Consider the following 20,618-nt stretch of genomic DNA (forward strand, 5'->3'; position numbering starts at 1 on the left):
TGGTACCTCACTTTCAGCCGAAGTCCATCAGGCGGCCGGAACGCTCGCGTTCGACGAGCATGTCGAACCGGAGGCGGGCCGAGAGCTGGTTGTAGATCCTGTTCGCCAGTTCCTCGAACTCGTCGACGTCGTCCAGGTCGAACCACCGGCGGGGAGGTTCGTCGGCGAGGATCTCCGCCAGTCGTTCCAGTATTCCTTCCTCGTCCACTTCGGACGGTGTGCCGAGGCGTCTTCCGTCGTTCTCGCCCGTCGCGCCGTCATCGTCGTCGTCGCGGTGGACGGCGTTCTCCGCGTCCTGTTCCACCTGCTGGTAAAGGGAGAGCAGCGAGGCCACGCCGCGCTGCTGGAACGACGGCTCCTCAGTAGCGTCCTGAGCGTTCGCTTCCTCCAGCGCGCGTACGAGCTCGTCTCGCACCTGTTCGGTCACCAGCGGCTCATCGGCACCGGACGCGCCGGTCTGCCAGGAAGCCGCGGCCTGCGCGTGCTGCGGGGCCGGGGGAGACGGCGCGGTGACCGGGTGCAGGAGGGCGGGCGGTGCTCCGGTGGCGCCACCCGACACCCAGTCCTCGATCCGCACGGCGTCCTGTTCGAGCTCCTGGCCCACCGTCGAGGACCGGTCGGGCAACGCTCCGCCGAAGTGGCGTTGCTGGAAGACGTGGGTGAGTTCGTGCGCCACGAGCGGCGCCGCCTCCGATCCGTCGAGCGCACCGGTCTCGCCGGGGACGTGCATCACTCCGACGTCGGTGTAACCGCGCACGTTCAGCTCTCTCGCCGTCCGTGACGCGTCGGCACCCCTGCGGACCGGCAGGTCACCCACCTCCACGCGGAGCGCGCGCGAGACCGGCTCCGCGACGGAGCGCGGCACGGCCTCCTCGACCGCGAGAGCGGTGCCGGACGGCCCGCCCGGGACGGGGAACGGCCGATCTCGGCGTCCGGGTGCGAACTGGGCACTCGCCCCCGGAAGGGGCGAGGTGACCGCGGATCGGGGCAACACCGCCGCAGGTCCCGTGCTCCTGCCGGGAGCGCCGAGGCGGACTGCTGCCGGCGATGCTGGACGATCAGGTCGTTCCTGCCGCCAGCGGATGGTCTCGCGCACGGATGGACTGTCCTGTATGGACTCGGCGCCGATGTGCGATGTCGTGGTCGTGGGTGGTGCCGCAGGCGCGGGAGACCTGCGTTCGACCGCCTCGGCCGTGCCGCCGGTCAGGGTGAGTGCGCGGGGCGACTCGCCCGTGGAGCCATCGTGCCGTTCCCGCGGCCCGCCGTTGCGCCCGACGAACGGCGGGCCGGTGGCTTCCTCTCGCGCCTCGTCCTCCGGGAAGCGGGGAAGAGCATCCACCTGTCGCGGCACCCGCGGCCGCGTCACGGGCGAGCTGGTCGAGGGGATCTGCTCCTCACGCCCGAACGAGTTGGTGACCGGCATGGGCATGTTGTGCCGCAGAGGAAGAACAGTGGTCCGTTGCGCCTGCGCGGGCCGGTCGGTGAAGGACGCCGTCGGTGCCACGGGATGAGTGGACGCTGAGTCCGGACTCGTCGCGGTGCCCGTGTCAGTCGGGACCGCTCCCGGTAGCGCACTTCCCGGAGAGGAGATGCCGGGCACAGGAAAATCCGGCTTCTCCACGGCGCGCTCCTCGGCCGTGTTCGCCGACCGCGGTTTCGTTTCGCCGCCGTTGTCGGGAGTCGGCCGGTCACCGGGCGGGAGCTCCTCGGCGGTCCCGCCGACGTGGATCACGGTGGCGGCCTCCAGCGGACCGGCTTTCGCCGGCGAGGGCTGCTCCTCGGGTGAATTCCCGCTGCTGTCCGATGTGGACACAACGGGTGGCGCGAGGTATGGGATCGTGGCGGTGTCGAGCGGGTTCTCGTGCCCGACACCGTCCGTTCGGGCCTCCACCCGTGCCGGGAACGCCGGGTGCACCAGTGGCAACACCCGTTCGCCGGCGGCGTCGGCGTTGTCGTCTCGCAGCGAGGAGACAGAAGGCGAGATCGCACCGGGCGTTGCCCCTCGACCGGTCCCGTCGGTAGGCCGAAGCGCTCCGCCGTCCTCCGTCCGCCTCGTCGGCGTCGGGGCATCAGGCGCGGTCCCCTCCTCCTGGTCACCGTGCGAAGTGGTGGCCGCGGAGGAGGGGAGGTCACCGCGGTCAGGAGCGGGGACGTTCCTCGCGGTCGAGGAGATCGGATCGGTGACCGCGACGACGGACTCCGGTGAGAGCGCAGGCTGATCGGTGACCTGCTCGCCGGTACCGCGCGGCACTCGTTCCCTCGCCGGTGCGTGCTGGAGCGCGGGAGCGGGCGCCTTCTCCGGCTCGTCCGCCCGTCGTTCTGCCAGGGGGCTTCCGACCACCTCGGCGTGCGTTTGGGCCACAGGTCGCGCGAGAGCAAGGACCTCGTCCGCGACGGGTACCGGCACCGGCTCCTCGGCAGCCGTGCCGAGGTCCGTGATCTCCGTCGGCGCAACGGCCTCGGCCTCGGGCGAAGACCCCGTGGCCGGCCGACGACCGCTCTCCGAGGTGGGGACCGCCGTCGGCGGAGGAGCGTCGGTCACGGTCGCCTCGGGTAGCCGCGTCGTCGCGGCGACCTGCTCCGTGCTCGGGACCGTCCACGCATCGGTGACGTCACTGCTCCTGGCGGGCGTCGCAGTGCTGGGTGCCGAAGGGATGGACGGGACGTCCAGGGGTAGCGGCGGTCGTGGTGCATCCTCGTGCTTCGGATCGGGCACGCCACCAGCCGCTGGATCGGGCGCTGGGGCCGTCCTGGGCTCGACCGGGTGGGGAAAGGGGGACCGGCCACCCAGACCCCGCCTCCGCGCCTCGGCGAGCGTCGCGCGGCGTTGGCGGAGCGGAGCGGCGGTCTGCTGCGGAACAGGCGCAGCGGCCTCGCCGCGCACCGGGGCCACGGGCTCGCTGCTCGCCAAAGGTTCCCGGAACTCGTCCGTGACGACGGCGACGGGAAGGACCGGCGCGGAGGTCGTCGGCGCGGAGATGGCGGAGCTGGTGCCGACGTCCTCGGCGACCGTCACCACCGCACCGTGCGGCTCCGGGTGCCTGGGGTGCGACGGGAGACTCGCTTCCGCATCCTCCTGGTGCACGACCTTCCGCGCGGTGGGCGCCGGGCGTGATTCGCCGTTGGTCTCGCGGTAGAGGTTGTCCAGCAGCCGGTCCTTCTCCCGGTAGGCGCGGTGCATGAACTCCGAAGGGGTCCAAGGCGTCGCCGGGACGACGGCGTCGTCGAGGATCTGCGGTGACGAGGTCGTCAACGGGGCTGTGGGCACGTTTCCCGGCCGGACGGCCAGCGGTCGCGGAGCCATGGGCTCGGGCAGTGGGTCCTGTTCCTGGACAAGGGGTGCATCGTCGTCGGACACGGTCTCCGGCGACAGGAGGACCGTGCCGCCGTCCTGCCCGGTGTGCTCCTGAGGCGACGACGACGCGGCGACCGCGGGTGATCCGGCCTCGACGGGTGCGGGAGCGGCCAGAGGTGTCGCGGGCGACGCCTCCGCGTCTCCGGGGACGTCGTTGCCGGGCTCCCACGAGTAGGGGGCGGCCTCCTCCAGCCACAGAGGACCCGGCTCGCCGGAAGGAGGCCTCCTGCGCCTCGGTGTCCGCAGAGGGGGGCGGCCTCCCGTGACGGCCGGGCCACTTCCCGACACCACGGTCACGAGACCGGACACCCTGCCGACCTGGTCGCCCCGGCCCAGGAGCAGCTCCGAGGCCGGTGTGAGGACGAGGCGGTCGAGGACTCCGATTGGTTCGCCCGGCAGCATCAGCGGAGGGTCGGTGTCGATGACGCCGGACATCCGGGGGACGTCCCGCCAGGACTGGCGCCGGCGAGGAGGTTCGGTCGCCGGTGAGGCGTCGGGTGGCTGCTCCTGTCCGGTCGGGTCCACAGCGGTGTGCTCCGCGACGGCGATTTCGTCCACATGGGACTCCACGACCTGTTTCCTCGTGCGTTTCCAGGGCCAGCGGGCCATCCGGTCCTCCTCTCCACGTTCAGAAGTCCTGCGCCGGTTGGTCGAGCCGCGTGTTGATCGCACCGATCTCGTGGACCACCCTCGCCCGCGTCCGGTGGTCGAGCTCGAGGATCGACTCGAAGGACCAGTGCAGGTAGTAGGCGATGTAGACGATCTCCTCCCACAGCCGGTCGGGGTCCTCGACGGTGATCGACTCCATCAGCGCACCTCGCCGGCCACGTCCACGAGGAACTGGTGCCGGCACTGGGGACAGGTCACTTCGCCCTCGGTGTGGCCGAGCTGGTTGACCCGGCGGTAGAGGTCCTGCAGGAAGGCGAGGTCCGACGCGAACATGTGCTCGACGACGAACCTGTCCACCGCGGGCAGCGCGCCCAGCCGCGAGACGGTGCGCATGATCAGGTAGATCGTCAGGTAGGAGGGGTTCTGCCGCACCAGCGGCTCCGACTGGGCGGTGAGCTCGTCCTTCGCCGTCGCCAGGCGAAGAGCGCCGTCCCGGTGGAGCCGCCCGTCCTCGTCCACGTAACCCCGCGGCAGCGTGAACGGGAACTCGGTGCGCAGCCCCTGCTGGAGCCCGGCGGCGGTCACTGCTTGATGTCGATCTGCTCGCAGGTGAGGGTGACGGTCGCGATCGCCGCCTCACTGCCGCCCGCCTTCATGCCGGCGATCTCCAGCTTCGACGGCCAGGCGTTGAGCAGGTCGTAGGTCTGCTTGATCACGCCGGACATGTCCAGCAGCAGCAGCGAGCAGCTCCTGCGCGCGGTCGGTTGTCCCGCCAGGACCTCCTGGTGCCAGGTCCACAACGCCATGTCCTGGTCGACACCGCGCTTGAGCACCACGGTCGCGGGTTTGGTGCGGCCGAACTGCTTGGCCAGCGAGACGCCGAGCCGGTTGCTCGACATGTACTCACTCACCTCCACCTCGGAGGTGATGCCCGACAGCTCCGAGAACGAGATCTCGGACATGCGGTCGGCGGTGATGACGAAGCGCGCCGCACTGACGAGGGTGCTGGTGTTGGAGCTGGCGGTCGAAACGCGCGGGAAGGTCATGACACGGTCTCCAGACGGGGGTCAGGGCGGGTGGTCATTCGTCGAGGGCGGGTCCGTGCGGCATCTGCGCGATGCGGAACACGACGAACTCCGCGGGTTTCACCGGCGCGATGCCGACCTCGATGATCAGGTTCCCGGCGTCGCGGGACTCGGGAGGGTTGTTCTCCTCATCGCACTTGACGTAGTAGGCCTCCGCCGCCGAGCGGCCCATCAACGCGCCGTTGCGCCAGATCCGTTGCAGGAACGCGCCCACGACCCTCCTGACCGACGACCAGAGGTACTCGTCGTTGGGCTCGAAGACCACCCAGTTCGTGCCGTTGAGGATCGACTCCTCGATGAAGTTGAACAGCCGGCGGACGTTGATGTAGCGCCACTCCGGGTCGGAGGACAGCGTCCTGGCACCCCAGAGGCGGATGCCCTGTCCCGGGAACGCCCTGATGCAGTTGATCCCCACCGGGTTCAGCAGTTCCTGCTCGACCCGGCTGATCGCGGTCTGCAGCGACACCACTCCGCGCACGACCTCGTTGGCCGGCGCCTTGTGGACACCGCGCGTCTCGTCGCTGCGGCCCCAGATGCCCGCGACGTGACCACTGGGCGGCAACGCGATGGGCGTGCCGGTGTTCGGGTCGAGCGTGTTGATCCACGGCCAGTACAGCGCCGCGAACTTGGTGTCGTACCCGGTGACCTCGGAGCGCCAGTTGCGGACCTGCTGCGAGTTGAGCCCGGGCGGCGTGTCCAGGATCGCGACGCGGTCCGCCATCAGCTCGCAGTGGGCGATCATCGCCTGCTGCACGGCTTTCACGCCGTCGGTGTCGATCAACCCCTGTTCGTGCGCCGACATGAGGTCGGGCACCAGGATCATCGTGATCTCGTCGATGGCCTCGAAACCGCCGATACCGGTGCGTTGCACGGGATCGCCCACGTAACTCGTCGCGTTGAGCACGACGGGCGACGACGACTTCTCCTTGCCGCCGAGCGCCACCACGGTGTCCTTGCGGGGCAACGCGAGCGCGCCGGACTTGTTCTGCTCCAGGGTGACGAGCTTGGACTGCTTGGACACGACCGTGACGACGTTCTGCGGGCCGCGCTTGACCGTGACGTTGTCGAACGACTCGACCACCTTGCCCGCGCGCAGCACGTCCAGGCGGAAGCTGTCCTCACCGGGTTCCCCCGGCTCGGCGATGGACACCGAGTACTCGCCGGCCTGCGCGGCATCGAGCGCCTGCACGGTGAACGCAGGCCGGTTGTCCTCTGTGGACGGCACTGCTACCCGCTCCGCCCTGCCCGCCTTCACCTGACCGCGTTCCGGCCTCGGGACCCGGATGACGTAGGCGGCACCGCCCCCGTTGAGGAAGTAGCCGTAGACGGAGTGCGGCAGGTACGACCCTTCGGCGAAACCACCGAACACCCGCGTGTAGTGGGTCCAGTTCGAGATCAGGACCGGTTCCGACTCGGGCCCCGTCTCGGCGAACCCGACGAAGCCGGCCACCGCGGTTCCCACTCCCTCGATGGGCTTGGAACCCGACGACACCTCTTCGACGTACACGCCTGGGGCCAGGTAGTTGGGCATCGACTCTCCCCGTTCGACCGAGAAATCACTCCGGGGAAGGTTGTCACCGGACCAGGGCCGTGAGGCGGTGTCCGTGCGCACCGAGGTGACCATCGGCGATTGCCTTCCAGGGCAACGAGAAGTGGTCGTGTAGTCGCCCTCGCCGTGCTCCCGGCAGCCTCGTGCGCACCGGAGACTGACGCGTGTGCTGGCAGATCTGACGTCATCGATCCACACGTGGCTCGCGGCCGAGCTGGCTCCGGGAACGGAGATCGGCTCGGATCCTCCCGCGCTGCTGAGCGGAATCCAGCGCCGGCCGCGCCGGGCGGGAATCCTCAACATGTTCCTGTTCGCGGTCACGGAGGACTTGGACGGGCTCCCCGCCGCCCCGATCAGGGTGCGCGACGGCAAGGGGAGGGTCACCGGCTCGACCGCTCCCGGCCGCAGCTACCACCTGTCCTACCTGGTGACCGCTTGGGCGGCCGACACCGCCGAAGAGCTCGACCTGCTGGGCGCGGTCATCACGGCACACGCGGAACAGGACTGCCTCGCGGGGGAGAACCTGCAGGGCTCGTTGCGGGTGCTCGACTCCGCCCTGCCCGTCCGGCTCGGCTGGGCTCCGGTGACCGGCAACGCCGACCTCTGGGGTGCGCTCGGACTGCCGATGCGGACGGCCCTCGTCCTGACGGTCACCGCGCCCGCGTTGCCCCGGCGGTTGCGCCAGGCCGCGCCGCCGGTGCGCAGCCTCGAGCTGGAGGTGACCGACACGGCCCCGCGGCCGGCCGTCGTGGAGCCCGCCGACCGGCCGAGAACCGCCCGCAGAAGCTGGGAACGCACCACGATCACCGAGCACTGACCCAGGAGGCCCTGCCGTGTCCCGACTTCAGGCCGCGATCGCACTCACGCTGATCGTGGTGCTCTCCCCGCTCGCCATCGGTGGTGACACCGTGGGGACGGGGACGCCGACCGAGAACGTGGCTCGGCCGAGCCTTCTTCCTCCGCCACCACCGCAGCCGCTGCGGCCGTCCTACCGCGAGGCCGTGTACGGGGACTTCCTGATCGCGGGCAACAGCGCCCTGCGGTGCCCGGTGGCGGGGGAGGAGTCCGGTGGTCACAGGCCGCAGGAGTGCCGAGCCGCTACCGCGGGCAGGGCGGACGCGGATGGCAGCGCCAACAACAACGGTTACTACCTCCACCACGCGGATGTGGACGACCGCCGGGAGACCTTCGACTCCAGCCGGGCGGCGATCACCATCCCGGCCGGGGCGAAGGTGCGGCACGCACGGCTGAACTGGGGCGGACACACCGGCAGGTACATCGGCTTCTCCGGTATCAACTGCGCACAACCGCTCACGCTGCAGGGAGAGCGGCCCCCGCCACCGGCCGCGGAGCAGCCGCAGGCGCAGAACGTCCGACTGGCGGTCGGGCAGGCCGCGCCGGTGGTGGTGCCCCTCGACCCGGCGCATTTCCGCGCCACCGACGGCCTGACCGAACCCACCCAGATCTACACGAACTGGGCGGACGTCACGGCCGCTTTCGCCGGTGTCCCCACCGGGGTCCCGGTCGGGCTCACCGTCGGCAACGTGTGGGTGCCCTCCGGTCCCGGTTGCGCCGGCGGCTGGTCGGTGACGATCGTCTTCGACCACGGCGCTCCGACCGCCGCCCATCCACGACCGCGCGTCGTCGACGTCTACAGCGAGGACCTGCCCCGCGGCGGGGCGTTGCTGCCCGGGTTGCTCGAACCGCTGCTGCCGGGCGTCCCGCCGATCGTCGACGGCCTGCTCCCCGGCCTCGTGCCCGGCCTGACCGGAACGAGCGTGCTGCTTCCCGGCGTTCCCAGGAACAAGGCCTCCGCGGACGTCGCGATCGGCGTGACGGCGTTCGACGGTGACTGGAGGCAGGGCGGCGAGTCCCTGACCGTCGACGGCAACGCCGTGACCGAGCCGTGCTCGTCCGACGGTGCCCAGGACTTCTTCCGCTCTTGCGCTCTCGGGGCGCAAGACCCATTCGAACCGGGGACGAGTCCTGCCAACAACCTCAGTGTCGACGCGAAGGTCGTCACCCCCGCGCTGTCCGACGGCGACACCGGTGACGTCGAGGTGGGCGTCAGCTCGGTCGGCGACTTCGTGGTCGTGCAGAGCCTCGTGATGTCCGCGGCCGTGGCTCCCGGTCTGTCGCTGACCCTGACGGGCCCCTCCGAACCGGTCCGGCAGGGTTCTCTCGTGAGCTTCTCGGCCGACATCACCAACGACGGATCACTGCCGTTGTCGGACGTGGTGCTCACCCTCGACGGCGGGGCCCGCTGCACACCGGCCCGGATCCCACCGCTCCAGCCGGGACAGGTGGCGCGGGCGACCTGCGTCCGCACGACGCCCGGTGCCGCCGCCTTCACCACCAAGGCGACGGTGAGCGCCACCTACGTCGCCGGAACGAGCGCGAAGGTGAGCGCCAGCGCCGAGGTGACGACCCAGGTGACGCCCGCGGACCACGTGGTCGAGCGGCTGCCGGACCGGTTCGTGGTCAGGGAGGGCGCGCCCGTCGAGTTCGCGGTGAGGCTCGCCAACAACAGCGACACCGACCTCAGCGAGGTCGTCTACCAGGACGGTCTCGTCACCGGTTGCGCCGCTCCCGCCACCGTGCTGCCCGCACGGTCCGAGCTGAAGTTCACATGCACTGCCAACGCTCCCGCCGCCACCTTCCAAAGTGGAGGGTCGATGACGGCGACGACGGCGGCGGGGGAGAGGATCGAGGTGCTTTCCGACCGCGTGACCGTGTCGGTGATCGCCCCCGCCATGGCCGTCGCGGTGGCCCTGCGGGACGACCAGGTCTACCGGGGATCGGAGGTGGCGCTCTCGTTCACCGTCACCAACACGGGCGGGGACGACGAGGAGGCGCTGACCGACGTCGTGATCTCCGTCGACGGCCTGTGCTCGCCCGCGCCGACTCCCCAGCTCGCACCCGGTGAGTCCGCCGAGGCCTCGTGCGTGGCCGACGCCGTGCGGTCCCAGGAGGTGGTGGCGAAGGTGAAAGCCCTCGACGTGGGCGGTGAGCCGGTGGAGGCCCAGTCCCTTCCGGTGGCGCTCACCGTCCTGGAACCGTTGATCTCCCTGAGCCAGACCGCCGACCGTGTCACCGTGCGCAACGGCAAGGAAGTCCAGATCACCTTCACGGTCGAGCACACGGGCACCGCGCAGGACGGTCCGCTGAGCGACCTCCGCATCGCCAGCCCGACCTTGCCCGCGGACTGCCTGCCCGACGTCGTTCCCGTCCTGCAACCGGGCGAGACCGTCACGGCGTCCTGTGCGGCGACGCCGGACCGCACCTTCGACAACCAGGCGTTCGCCGGCGCCACGGACGGCGACGGGCGCTCGATGACCGTGGGCACCACACCCCTGCGGGTGGTGGTGATCAACCCGGCGCTGACCATCAGCACCACGGTCACACCCGAGGCCGCCAAACGAGGAGCACAGGTGGACTTCTCGGTCGTGGTGCGCAACATCGGCGACGTCCCGATGACGGTGCGGGTGCGCAACGACAACGCCGAGGACTGCGACTTCGACCTGAACGGGCCGGGTCTGCGAGCGGGTGCAGCGCACGGGGTCCGTTGCACCGTCGTCGTGTCCGGTGAGGCGTCCGGGGACAAGGTGACCAACACCGCCTCCTACAAGGCCAGTCCGCTGCCGGAGGTCGGTGACACCGGAGAGGCGCTGGAGGGCGCCGACGACGCGACCGTGTCGGTGGAGCCGGGACAGGCGCCCACCACGCCGCCGCCGGGCACCGATCCGGGTGAGGCACCACCGCCGGGAGGCGTGGGCAACGGCACGATCGGCAGCCCGGGGAACACCGGCACCGGGCGGTCGCCCGGAACCTCGCGTTCCTCCGACGGCCTGGCCTCGACCGGCGCGTCGATCTGGCTGCCGATCGCGATCGGTGTGGTGCTGCTGCTGATCGGTGGTGGTGTGCTGCTCGTGACCTCACGGCGCAGGCACCAGGTCGGGTCGATGCTCTACCGGTGGTGGCCCGAGTCGCGCCGCTGACCCACTCCGGCGGTGTCCCTCTGCGGGGCCGTGGGCGGTATCTCGCCCGCGGCCCCGCTGTCGTACTGACGCTGGGTCGAACCCGTTGCTGCACAAAGGAGAACGCCCGGCCGGGATGTCCCAGCCGGGCGTTCCCCAGGTCAGCGGGTTCTAGTTGTACTGGCTCCACTGGGGAGGCGTGCTCCCGGCCGGCACGGTGGCTGCGAGCTGCGCCTGGAGCCCGAACTCACCCTGGTTGCCGCGCGGGCCTCCGGCCGTGGGGATCGTCTGCGAGACCCACTCACCCCACAGCCCCTCGCCGGACGCGTCCGCCGGGATGAAGAGGAACGAGCGGTCGGCGCCGAACGGGCGGTACCACTTGCCGGCCACGTGCGTTCCACCCTCGGTGTACCCGGTGGCGTCCACGGTCCGCCTGCCCCACCGCTCCTGCGACTCCGCTGGCGCGTCGCTCGCACCGGTGTGGGGACGCGTGGGAACGAACCGGTACACGTCCTTGCCGTTGTCGTCCTGGTGCCGGATCAGGTCACCCCACAGGTTGTCGACGCGTCCCTGCATCTTGTCCGCGCCCGGCTCGGCGTCCCTGAACTCGTGGATCATCCGGCCCTTGTCGGTCCTCGTGGGGAGCGCGGCCAGACCGGCGGGAGGCGCGTCACCCTCGAACTCCCAGTCGGGGTGGAAGATCTTCCCCTCCTGCTCCTCCCGGTTGCCGCCGGTGAGTCGCGCGTCGGTGTAGATGCGAGCCCACAGGAACTTGCGGCCCGAGCCGTCGTCCTCGAGCGCGGATGAGAGCAGGGTGAGGATCTGGTGTCCTTCCTTCGTCTTGGCCGGGCGCTCGAAGTCACCCTTCGTCGCACCGTCGGCGCCCAGCGGCGTGATGGTGCGGCCCGCCAGGTAGACGCCCTGGATCTCCGAGGAGAGGGCCGCGCCCGAGTACATCTCGGCGGCGGGCGTCAGCGGGAGCTTCTCGAAGATCTTCTGGACCACCTTCGTGATCGCGGGGGCCAGCATCTCCGACACGCTCGACATCGCGAAGATGGTCAGGTCCAGGCCCTCGTCGACCGCCGTGAGCGGGTCCTTCGCCATCTCCCGCAGCTTGGCCACGGCGTCCTCGGGGAGCGTGGCGAGAGCGGCCGGGACCTTCTTGAGCTCGTTGGCGATCTCGCCCACGCGCCCCTTGAACTCCCCGACGACGGCGTCGGTCCACCCCGAGATGTCGATTCCGGTGCTGAACATGGTGGCGTTGAGGGACTTGAAGACGTCCCCGGTCGCCTGCGGACCGCCGGCGTCGATCCACTTCTGCGCCAGCGCGATGCGGGCGTCGAAGAAGCCGTTGACCGCGATGAGGATGGCGGGCTTGATGATGATGTTCCAGCCGGGGATGAAACCGAGCCCGGGGCCTGCCGCCGTCAGCACACCACCGACGAGCGCCTTCTGGTCGGAGACGAGCTTGTTCGCCAGGTCCAGCGGCTGGAGCTTCGCGAACACCGCCGCCTTGCCGTGCTCGGTCTTGAACTGCTCGACCATCACCTTGCGGTAGATCGCCTGCCCCAGCGTGACGAGCCAGGGTTTCATCAGCGAGATCGCCGAGGCGGCGGCTTTGGTGTACGGCTCGGGAACGTCGGACGCGACCGTGAGCCCGAGCTCGGACACCTTGTCCGCGATGCTCAGGAGCTTCTCGAAGGTGGTGGCGTCGGCGTTGAAGTTGATCGCCGCGATCGCGGCGTCCACGCTCGTACCGGTGATCTTGCGCGCGGTGTCGGTCATGGACGTGGACACCTTGGTGACGACGGCCATGAACTTGGCCTGCACCGCCTTGTGCTCGGCGAGCACCGCGCGCAGCTGGGCCTCGTCCTGCGCGGCACGCAGTTTCGCGGTCCACGCGTCGTAGGTCTTGATCTCGGCGTCGAGCGTGCCCTTCGTGGACCAGAGCGAGAGCGCGGCCCTCTTCGCGGACAGCAGGCTCGGCGTGAACTTGATGTGCTCGTGGTCCTGGATCTTCTCCGCGGCCTCCTTGAGCGCGTCCAGAAGGCCCTTCTGGACGGTCAGGGCGCTCGAGTTCATCGCGGCGACCTGGAGGATCTCGTCCCGCTCCTTGACCAGCTGCGCGGGAAGCCCATCGGCCGCCCCGCCGCCACCCGCCTGGGCGACCGCTGTCGCGACGTGGTTCATGACGACGTCCGGGCTGGTCTTGATGGACGCCGTGACCGCCAGGAGCACCATGTCGGGCGACGTCGCCGTCGTGCCGGCCTCCTGCGCGACGGCGCCGGCCTGGCTCTGGACCGTCTGGGCGATCACGTCCCGTTTCGGGGCGAGGATGCTGGTGAGCTTGGCGCGCAGGCTCTGCGCCGCGCTGCTCTTCGACTTCGGCTGGGTCATCGACACTCCTCGTCAGGCGCCGGCGGTGCCGGATGCGGCGGCAAGTTGCTCTTCCAGGACCTCGGCGAGGATCTCCTGGATCTCCTCGATCGAGAGCTCGGACGCTCCCGGCACCGCCTCGATGGCCTCTGTCAGACCGGGCACGATCGTCTCCTCGAAGAGGGTCTGCACGATCTCGCTGGTGGCAGCGGTCTCCGCGAGCGCGGTGACCAGCTGCGCGTCCACTTCGGACGCTTGTCCGGTGGCCGCGCCCGTGCTGGCGACGATTCCGTAGGCGGTGAGGAATTCGGTGCGTGCGGTGATGTCCTGGCTTTCGGCGTGGGCGAGGAGTTCTTCGACGCGGCGGGTGAGTTCGGTGGCGCCGGCGGGTTCTTCTCCTGCCCAGTAACGGATTCCCTGGGCGAAGTCGGGCCAGGTCGCCTCGGTGCCGTCCCAGCCGCCGGCCCACTTGGTGAGATAGGCACCCCACGACGCCTCGTCGAACGGCTCTTCTCCTGCCGCCACCTCGACCTGCCGGTTCTCCACGTACTTGGAGAGCACCGCGGACACCGCAGAGCCGCGGGAGTCTCCTGCCAGATCGCCGATGATCTCCATCGGAGCCATCACCGACCTCATGTACCGCTCGAACTCGTCCCGTTCGGCACTACCGAGATCAGTGGCCTTGCCCGACAACGAGCCCCAGTAGGTGCCCCAGTCCGGGACCTGACCGTCGTTGTCCTCGACGGAATCGTGGTAGCACTCGCTGATCAGCCGGAACCAGTTCTCCGCCCTGCCCTCCTCGGCGATTCCGGGCGCGATGATCGCACCCACAGTTGCTGCGTCGTCAAGGGACATCTCGTTTCCTCTCGGCTGACTCCGGGGTCCGGACGGGCCTCGTCCTCTGTCCGGGTGTTCCCCCGGCACCGGGCCCACCGGACGCGAAAGCAGGGTCTGCAGCCGAAAAATATGGCGAAACGGGCGCGGACGGCAGTGAGCGGTGGCCAGCGCCCCAGCCGCGGAAGCATGCCCCTGAGGAAAGGCCGGGGTGCCTTCCGGGGCAACCGGTGCACAGGCTGGAAAGCCTGATCCCGCAACACCGGCAGCGGCGACAATGCCAGAGCTCGTCGTCGGGCAGGTTGCTGCGCGAAGCTGATCGGTCCGTGGTCGGCCTTCGTGATCGTTCATCTCGTCGACCCCGTTGACCAAGATCGTGGCTGACGGGAGATGTCCGATCCGTTCCAGTGCCGACACCGTGAGATTCAGTCCGTACCACGTCTTGTCGATGGCGGCTCTGGCCGGCGCACGCTCGGGTGATCAGGCGGGTGCAGCAGTTCGACACGCGACCCTCTTCCCTGGCCAGCCCTGTCGAGCGCACCACCGCGGCGAAGCCGTCCCCTGTCCCCGGCCAAGCGCCCTGACCGTCTCATGTCCTGCGTGGCACGACATCGCGCGGAGGCGTGCGGCACCGCACTCGTGCCTGCCCTGTGACAACGGTGAAGTCCCGCCCTGTGACGGTTGCAACCGCAAGGTTGTCTACCCATCATGTAGCGGATAGCGTGGAGGACAGGAAATGATCATGTGGAGAGGCACGTCTGCTGGTCTCTGGCTGGGGCAGCGGCTCGTGTCGGCGCCTCCGCGGTTGGCTGACAGGAGCCGAAATGGAACAGCAGTTCAACGAGGCCGCTGACCTGCCAACCCCGCACACCGTTGACCACGACGGCATCACAGTCGTCGTGCTCGCCGGAGAACTCGACATGAAGACCGCGAAGACCTTGCTCGCAGACACCCTCCTCGTGGTCGATCAACAGCCCAAGGGGATCGTCATCGATCTTCACGCGGTGAGTTTCTTCGGTTCCGCCGGCATCAGCCTGCTCGTCTCCGTGCAGAGAGAGGCCGAGCTGCAAGGCGTTTCCTTCGGCGTCGTGGCGCCAGGTAAGGCTGTGACGAGGTCCTTGACTGCGAGCGGTATGAACACGCGGCTGCCGATGTTCCCCACCGTGGCCGACGCCGTCACCGCTATTCGTGCTTCGTCCGAGTGATCGGAGCGTTGATGGAACCAGACGACCTTTCGCAAGCACTGGCGAGGTAGGCAACTCCGCGGTGGCAACCCGCAGCACAGCGCGGGTGCTGGCGTGTTCGGTTGCCGGTGCGAATCGGGCGATGCTCGCGTTGCGGGGCACGCCGGTGACAGACCGCTGAAGTGGGAAGACATCCAGCGGTGATTGTGTCCCGCACCCCGCTGCCGCTCATCGTGGAACGCACACTCATACCCCGCCCGCCGCCGCAGGGTCCGCTGCGCATCGACGACGAGGCGTGGGAGCGGCTCGCACTTCGGCGACACCACAGTTGGTCGCGTTGTCACCATCAGCGATGAAAGGCCGGGAGCAAGGCTTACAAATCGAATACGATGACCAGCGATTGGAACTACGACTCGCCCCGCTAGTCGGGAAACCGTTCGCTGTTGCCGATGGCGACCATTGCGATCAGGAGGCCGAGCACTGCCAGCGGGAAGATGATCAACGTCCAGATCAGGGTGCGGCGGATCGAGTGCAGCAAGATCACAGTTTCGGTAGTGGCCTGAACACCAGCTTCTTCAACCGTCGCAGAGGCGCGGATTCGCCGTAGGGAAGCCTCCGGTAGACCGTTGTTCCACATCGGTCCGCGCTCAGTTTCCTGCTGGACGTACGGCCTGAACGGGCCTTCGGGATCTTGCGGGTACTTGGTCGAGGTCGTGCTGGGTGCAGGCGTCGAGGTATCGGACGCGCTGGCGTTGGGCTTCTCCTGCGGCTGCTGAGACTGCGACATGGCGAAAGGACTCCCCCGGCGAGTTGGTGGGGTGGCCGAACTGCGCGGCTATTTGCCGAGCGAGCCGATGTTTTCGTTGACGTTGACGACCGCGTACAGGCCGGATGACTTGCCGTCCTTGACGATCTTGCCGTCCACGGTGATCTTCGCTGTGATCTCGGGAGTTCCTTCACCTGCCTGCGCGAAGATCGACACCATCTGCAGGGCCTCACCGGCAGGCAGCTCGATCGTCTTCGACCACGGCAACTTCACGTTGCCTTCCTGCTGGGTCGAGGTCATGCCGTCGGTGGTGTAGGTGATCGAGTTCGCCGTGCCGGCACCGCCGACCTCGTAGACGATGGTCTTCTTCGCGGCGGGCGCGGGCTGCTGTGCGGGGGCTGGCGCGGGGGTGGCAGCGGCTGGCTGCTGGGTGGCGGTGCCTGCCGTGTCGGTGGAGTCGGGGGTTTTTCCGCCGTTCGCAACATTGCCGATGATGATCACCAGCACGATCGCACGCAACCGGCCAATATCGCGTTACCGATGTCCCTCGAACAGACCAAAAAGGCGATTTCGTGTCCGAGGGGGGACTTGAGTCCACACATGTAGCAAGCTTGCGCAGTTCGTGTGTTCATGCGCTATTGGATAGCTCGAAACTAGTATAGAGGGCCAGTCGACTCGATTCAATCTTTCGTCGCTAAGTTATGTCGACCGGGGTTAAGAAATTTCGCGGCGAACTGTCGGATCGCACGCTGATCTGGAATCAGACCAGGACATCTGCAAGATGCTCGTCGCTTCGAATCGGCACGGGTTGCTCATGGTCATCACCACGTGCGATTCAGGCTTCGATGACGACCGGGATGACCACCGGTCGGCGGCGGTATGTGCGTTGTGCCCACATTTGCACCTGCTGGCCGATGAGACGTTCGAACTCCGCCACGTCGGTGGTGCTCCTCTCCGCCGCGCCCGCGAGGGCCTTCTCGATGGCGGGGATCACCGGCAGGAACGTCGAGGCGTCGTGTTCGAAGCCGTGGGCGATGAAGTCGGGTGTGTCGTCGAGCCGCCCGGTGTCGGTGTCGATGATGGCGACTACGGTGATCATGCCTTCTTCGCCCAGCGTGCGGCGCTGCGCCAGGGAGTCCTCGGTGACGCCGCCGACGGTCTGGCCGTCGACGTAGATGTTGTGGATCTCGACCTGGCCGGTGACCGAGGCCCGGCCCTCGTGTAGGTCGATGACGTGGCCGTTCGCGGCGACGAGCACCTGGTCGCGGTCGACCCCGGTCTTGACGGCCAGCTCGGCGTTGGCCCGCAGGTGGCGTGCCTCGCCGTGCATGGGCAGGACGTTGGTGGGTTGCACGAGGTTGTAGCAGTAGACCAGTTCACCGGCGCTGGCGTGCCCGGAGACGTGGACCTTGGCGTTGCCCTTGTGTACCACGTTGGCACCGAGGTCGGTCAGGCCGTTGATCACGCGGTAGATGGCGTTCTCGTTGCCGGGGATCAGAGAGCTGGCCAGCAGGACGGTGTCGCCCTCGACGATGACGATCTCGTGCTCGCCGGCCGCCATGCGGGACAGAGCGGCCATCGGCTCTCCCTGCGACCCGGTGCACACCAGCGTCACCTGGTGGGCGGGAAGCCGGTTGGCGTCCTTGATGTCGACGACGAGCCCGTCGGGCACCTTCAGGTACTCCAGCTCGGCGGCCAGACCCATGTTGCGGACCATGGAGCGGCCGACGAAGGCGACCTTGCGGCCGTGCGCGGCCGCAGCGTCGAGCACCTGCTGGATGCGGTGCACGTGGCTGGCGAAGCTGGAAACGATCACCCGGCGCGGCGTGGTGCGGAACACCTCGTCGATCGCGGGCGCGAGATCGCGTTCCGAGGTGGTGAAGCCGGGCACGTCGGCGTTGGTGGAGTCGACGAGGAACAGGTCGACGCCCTCCTCGCCGAGGCGGGCGAAACCGCGGAGGTCGGTGATCCGCTTGTCGAGCGGGAACTGGTCCATCTTGAAGTCACCGGTGTGCAGCACGAGACCGGCGTCGGTGCGGATGGCGATGGCCAGACCGTCGGGGATGGAGTGGTTGACGGCGAGGAACTCCAGGTCGAACGGCCCTCGAGTGAGCTGTTCGCCTTCCCGGACCTCGACCAGGACGGGCTTGATCCGGTGCTCGGCCAGCTTGGCGGCCAGGAACTTCAGGGTGAGCCGGGAGCCGATGACCGGGATGTCCCGTCGTTCCCGCAGCAGGTACGGCACGCCCCCGATGTGGTCCTCGTGGCCGTGGGTCAGCACGATGGCGACCACGTCGGCCAGCCGGTCCCGGATGCAGCTCCAGTCCGGGAGGATCACGTCGACGCCGGGCTGGTGCTCCTCGGGGAACAGGACCCCGCAGTCGACGATGAGCAGCTTGCCCTCGTGCTCGAACACGGTCATGTTCCGGCCGATCTCACCGAGGCCGCCGAGGGCGATGACCCGCAGGGCATCCGGGGCGAGTGCGGGCGGAGGGGTGGACGTTCGAGCCATGGTCACACCCTCACGTTACGTGAGAGTTGCCGGTGAGAGGAAATCGGCGACGCGGGCCAGGCGTGATGTTCGTCAGTCCGAGGGCAGGTGGGACCGCAGCGTCGTGGCGAAGTCCTCGGCGATGCGCAGCTGCGCGCGCAGCTGCTGACAGCGTTCGTCGGCGGCGGTCCAGAACCCAGAGAGGCGGTCGAGATGCTTGTCGCGATCGGGATCGTCGCCAGTGGACAGCGCGTCGAGGATCCCGAGCAGCTCGCGCATCTCCTCGAGCTGGAAGCCGAGCGGTTTCATCCGCTTGATCACGTCGAGGCGTTGCACGTCAGGCTCGGTGTAGAGACGGAAACCGCCCTGGCTGCGCGCGCTCGGCACCACCAGGTCGACCTCCTCGTAGTACCGGATCGTGCGCAACGACAGACCGGCCCTCTCGGCCACCTCGCCGATCTGCATGTGCTCGCCCACAACATCCCTTCCAGAACTGCGTCACGATCACCACTCATTCCGGCATCGCGCCAGGTGCTTGTGCCCCACTTGCGCCTCCGGGGGCAGGTCCAGATTACCGTCACGTGAGGGTAGAGTTTGGCGAGATGTTGTCTAACCCCGAAGGATCGCGAATGACCACCGCCACCCCGGTGACCGCCTCGTCCGCAACCGTGCTCGCGGAAGCGGAACGCAGGCGCACCTTCGCGGTGATCAGCCACCCGGACGCGGGCAAGTCGACCATGACTGAGGCGCTGGCCCTGCACGCGAAGGTGATCTCCGAGGCTGGCGCGGTGCACGGCAAGGCCGGTCGGCGCGGTGTGGTGTCGGACTGGATGGAGATGGAGAAGGCGCGCGGGATCTCCATCACGTCCGCCGCGTTGCAGTTCTCCTACCGCGACTGCGTGATCAACTTGCTGGACACTCCCGGCCACGCCGACTTCTCCGAGGACACCTACCGGGTGCTGTCGGCGGTGGACTGTGCGGTCATGCTGCTCGACGCGGCCAAAGGCCTGGAGCCGCAGACCCTCAAGCTGTTCGACGTCTGCCGCTACCGCGGCATCCCCGTGATCACGTTCATCAACAAGTGGGACCGTCCCGGCCGGGACGCGCTGGACCTGTGCGACGAGCTGGGCGAGCGGATCGGGCTGCAGGCGATGCCGCTGACCTGGCCGGTCGGCGACGCCGGCCACTTCCGCGGCGTGCTCGACCGCCGCAGCGGGCACTTCGTGCGCTACCAGCGCACCGCGGGCGGAGCCACCGCCGCGGGCGAGGAGCACCTGCTGCCGAGTCAGGCCGAAGCCGAGGAGGGCGCGGGCTGGACGCGTGCCTGCGAGGAAGCGGAACTGCTCGGCGCGTCCGGCGGTGAGTTCGAGCTCGAGCGGTTCCTCGCCGCCACGGCGACACCGGTGCTCTTCGGGTCGGCGGTGCTCAACTTCGGTGTGCGGCAGCTGCTCGACCTGCTCGTCGAGATCGCGCCCCGCCCCACCGCGCGGCCGGATGCCGCCGGTGATCCGCGCAAGCTGGACGCGCCGTTCTCGGCGTTCGTGTTCAAGGTGCAGACGGGCATGGATCGCGCGCACCGCGACCAGATCGCGTTCGCGCGTGTGTGCTCCGGCGTGTTCGAGCGAGGCATGGTCGTGACCAACGCCGCCACGGGCAAGCCGTTCGCCACCAAGTACGTGCAACAGGTCTTCGGCCAACAGCGCTCCACCTTGGACACGGCCTTTCCCGGTGATGTGATCGGGTTGGTCAACGCCACCGCGCTGGGCGTGGGCGACACCCTGCACGCGGGCAAACCCGTGGTGCGTTTCCCTGGTTTGCCCAGCTTCGCGCCGGCGCACTTCGCCGTCGCGCGACCGGCGGACCTCAGTCGCTCCAAGCAGTTCCGCAGAGGCATCGACCAATTGGAGTCCGAAGGCGTCGTGCAGATCCTGCGTTCGTTGCGTCGCGGTGACGGGGCGCCGGTGTTCGCCGCGGTCGGTCCCATGCAGTTCGAGGTCGCGGCACATCGCCTCGAAGCGGAGTTCAAGTCGCCCGTGCGGCTGGAACCGTTGCCCTACACCGTCGTGCGCCGCCTGGCCGACCCCAAGCAACGGTCCCTGGTGGACGGCAACCGCACCGAGGTGCTCACCCGCACCGACGGCGTGGACCTCGCCCTGTTCGTCGACTCCACCGCGCTGGGCGTCATGCGGCGCCTGCATCCCGAGGTGCGACTGGAGTCCCTCGTCGCAGGAACCGACGACTGACCGTCCTTCGCTGGGGGAGAAGTCTGCGCTGCACCTGGAGGAAGCGGATCGCTACTGTAGCTCTGTGTTTGAGCCACGAGACCGTCCGCGGGTGCGTCTGCGAGATTTGCTCGAGGCGCTGCATCGCCACAACGTCGACTGGGTGATGA

General features: G+C 68.8%; 15 protein-coding genes. 4 read left to right on the forward strand and 11 right to left on the reverse strand.

The genetic code is table 11. The features are described 5' to 3' along the window. Window positions 1-13: 13 nt before the first annotated feature. The 5 genes from VM306_RS16245 to VM306_RS16265 all read right to left on the reverse strand — a co-directional run bounded on the left by VM306_RS16245 (window position 14) and on the right by VM306_RS16265 (window position 6,580). Window positions 14-3,913: an eCIS core domain-containing protein gene (locus VM306_RS16245; protein WP_325515825.1), complete on the reverse strand. Its 3,900-nt coding sequence runs from the start codon at window positions 3,911-3,913 to the stop codon at window positions 14-16. 70 nt (window positions 3,914-3,983) lie between these two features. Beyond that, window positions 3,984-4,163, reverse strand: coding sequence for a DUF6760 family protein (locus VM306_RS16250; RefSeq protein WP_325515826.1), 180 nt, complete (start codon window positions 4,161-4,163; stop codon window positions 3,984-3,986). Beyond that, window positions 4,163-4,549 (reverse strand): phage tail assembly protein, encoded by a 387-nt coding sequence (locus VM306_RS16255; protein WP_325515827.1) that lies wholly within the window; start codon window positions 4,547-4,549, stop codon window positions 4,163-4,165. The genes VM306_RS16250 and VM306_RS16255 overlap by 1 nt, the downstream gene beginning before the upstream one ends. Further along, window positions 4,546-5,010: a phage tail protein gene (locus VM306_RS16260; protein ID WP_325515828.1), complete on the reverse strand. Its 465-nt coding sequence runs from the start codon at window positions 5,008-5,010 to the stop codon at window positions 4,546-4,548. Before VM306_RS16260 ends, VM306_RS16255 begins: the two co-directional genes overlap by 4 nt. Before the next feature lie 34 nt (window positions 5,011-5,044). Further along, window positions 5,045-6,580 (reverse strand): phage tail sheath family protein, encoded by a 1,536-nt coding sequence (locus VM306_RS16265; RefSeq protein ID WP_325515829.1) that lies wholly within the window; start codon window positions 6,578-6,580, stop codon window positions 5,045-5,047. A 184-nt stretch (window positions 6,581-6,764) separates the two neighbouring features. Here VM306_RS16265 and VM306_RS16270 point away from each other — a divergent pair, with 184 nt between their 5' ends. Continuing rightward, the gene (locus VM306_RS16270; protein WP_325515830.1) at window positions 6,765-7,415 is read left to right on the forward strand and encodes a Pvc16 family protein; all 651 of its coding nucleotides are present in this window, start codon (window positions 6,765-6,767) and stop codon (window positions 7,413-7,415) included. 16 nt (window positions 7,416-7,431) lie between these two features. After that, window positions 7,432-10,596, forward strand: coding sequence for a hypothetical protein (locus VM306_RS16275; RefSeq protein WP_325515831.1), 3,165 nt, complete (start codon window positions 7,432-7,434; stop codon window positions 10,594-10,596). Window positions 10,597-10,746: 150 nt separating this feature from the next. Here VM306_RS16275 and VM306_RS16280 read toward each other — a convergent pair whose 3' ends face one another. Then, a complete protein-coding gene (locus tag VM306_RS16280) occupies window positions 10,747-12,972 on the reverse strand; it encodes a hypothetical protein (RefSeq protein ID WP_325515832.1) in 2,226 nt (741 codons plus the stop codon). Between the two features lie 12 nt (window positions 12,973-12,984). Further along, entirely contained in the window at window positions 12,985-13,806 is an 822-nt protein-coding gene (locus VM306_RS16285; RefSeq protein ID WP_325515833.1) for a hypothetical protein, read from the reverse strand. An 803-nt stretch (window positions 13,807-14,609) separates the two neighbouring features. On the opposite strand from VM306_RS16285, the gene VM306_RS16290 reads away from it, so the two are divergent. Further along, window positions 14,610-14,990 carry an STAS domain-containing protein gene (locus VM306_RS16290; RefSeq protein ID WP_325515834.1) on the forward strand — a complete coding sequence of 127 codons (381 nt, stop codon included), beginning with the start codon at window positions 14,610-14,612 and terminating at the stop codon, window positions 14,988-14,990. A 400-nt stretch (window positions 14,991-15,390) separates the two neighbouring features. Here the strand turns inward: VM306_RS16290 and VM306_RS16295 are convergent, their stop codons facing one another. The 4 genes from VM306_RS16295 to VM306_RS16310 form a co-directional block, all read right to left on the reverse strand. After that, window positions 15,391-15,756: a hypothetical protein gene (locus VM306_RS16295; protein ID WP_325515835.1), complete on the reverse strand. Its 366-nt coding sequence runs from the start codon at window positions 15,754-15,756 to the stop codon at window positions 15,391-15,393. A 48-nt stretch (window positions 15,757-15,804) separates the two neighbouring features. Continuing rightward, the gene (locus tag VM306_RS16300; RefSeq protein WP_325515836.1) at window positions 15,805-16,242 is read right to left on the reverse strand and encodes an MmpS family transport accessory protein; all 438 of its coding nucleotides are present in this window, start codon (window positions 16,240-16,242) and stop codon (window positions 15,805-15,807) included. A 328-nt stretch (window positions 16,243-16,570) separates the two neighbouring features. Then, window positions 16,571-18,247, reverse strand: a complete 1,677-nt coding sequence (locus tag VM306_RS16305) for a ribonuclease J (RefSeq protein ID WP_325515837.1) — start codon at window positions 18,245-18,247, stop codon at window positions 16,571-16,573. A 72-nt stretch (window positions 18,248-18,319) separates the two neighbouring features. Further along, window positions 18,320-18,691: a MerR family transcriptional regulator gene (locus tag VM306_RS16310; RefSeq protein ID WP_189155426.1), complete on the reverse strand. Its 372-nt coding sequence runs from the start codon at window positions 18,689-18,691 to the stop codon at window positions 18,320-18,322. A 164-nt stretch (window positions 18,692-18,855) separates the two neighbouring features. Between VM306_RS16310 and VM306_RS16315 the strand changes: the two genes are divergently transcribed. Continuing rightward, complete coding sequence (locus tag VM306_RS16315; protein WP_325515838.1) at window positions 18,856-20,469, forward strand: peptide chain release factor 3; 1,614 nt, start codon at window positions 18,856-18,858, stop codon at window positions 20,467-20,469. The last annotated feature ends 149 nt before the right edge of the window (window positions 20,470-20,618 follow it).

Source organism: Lentzea sp. (genome assembly GCF_035525475.1).
Taxonomy (GTDB): Bacteria; Actinomycetota; Actinomycetes; order Mycobacteriales; family Pseudonocardiaceae; genus Lentzea.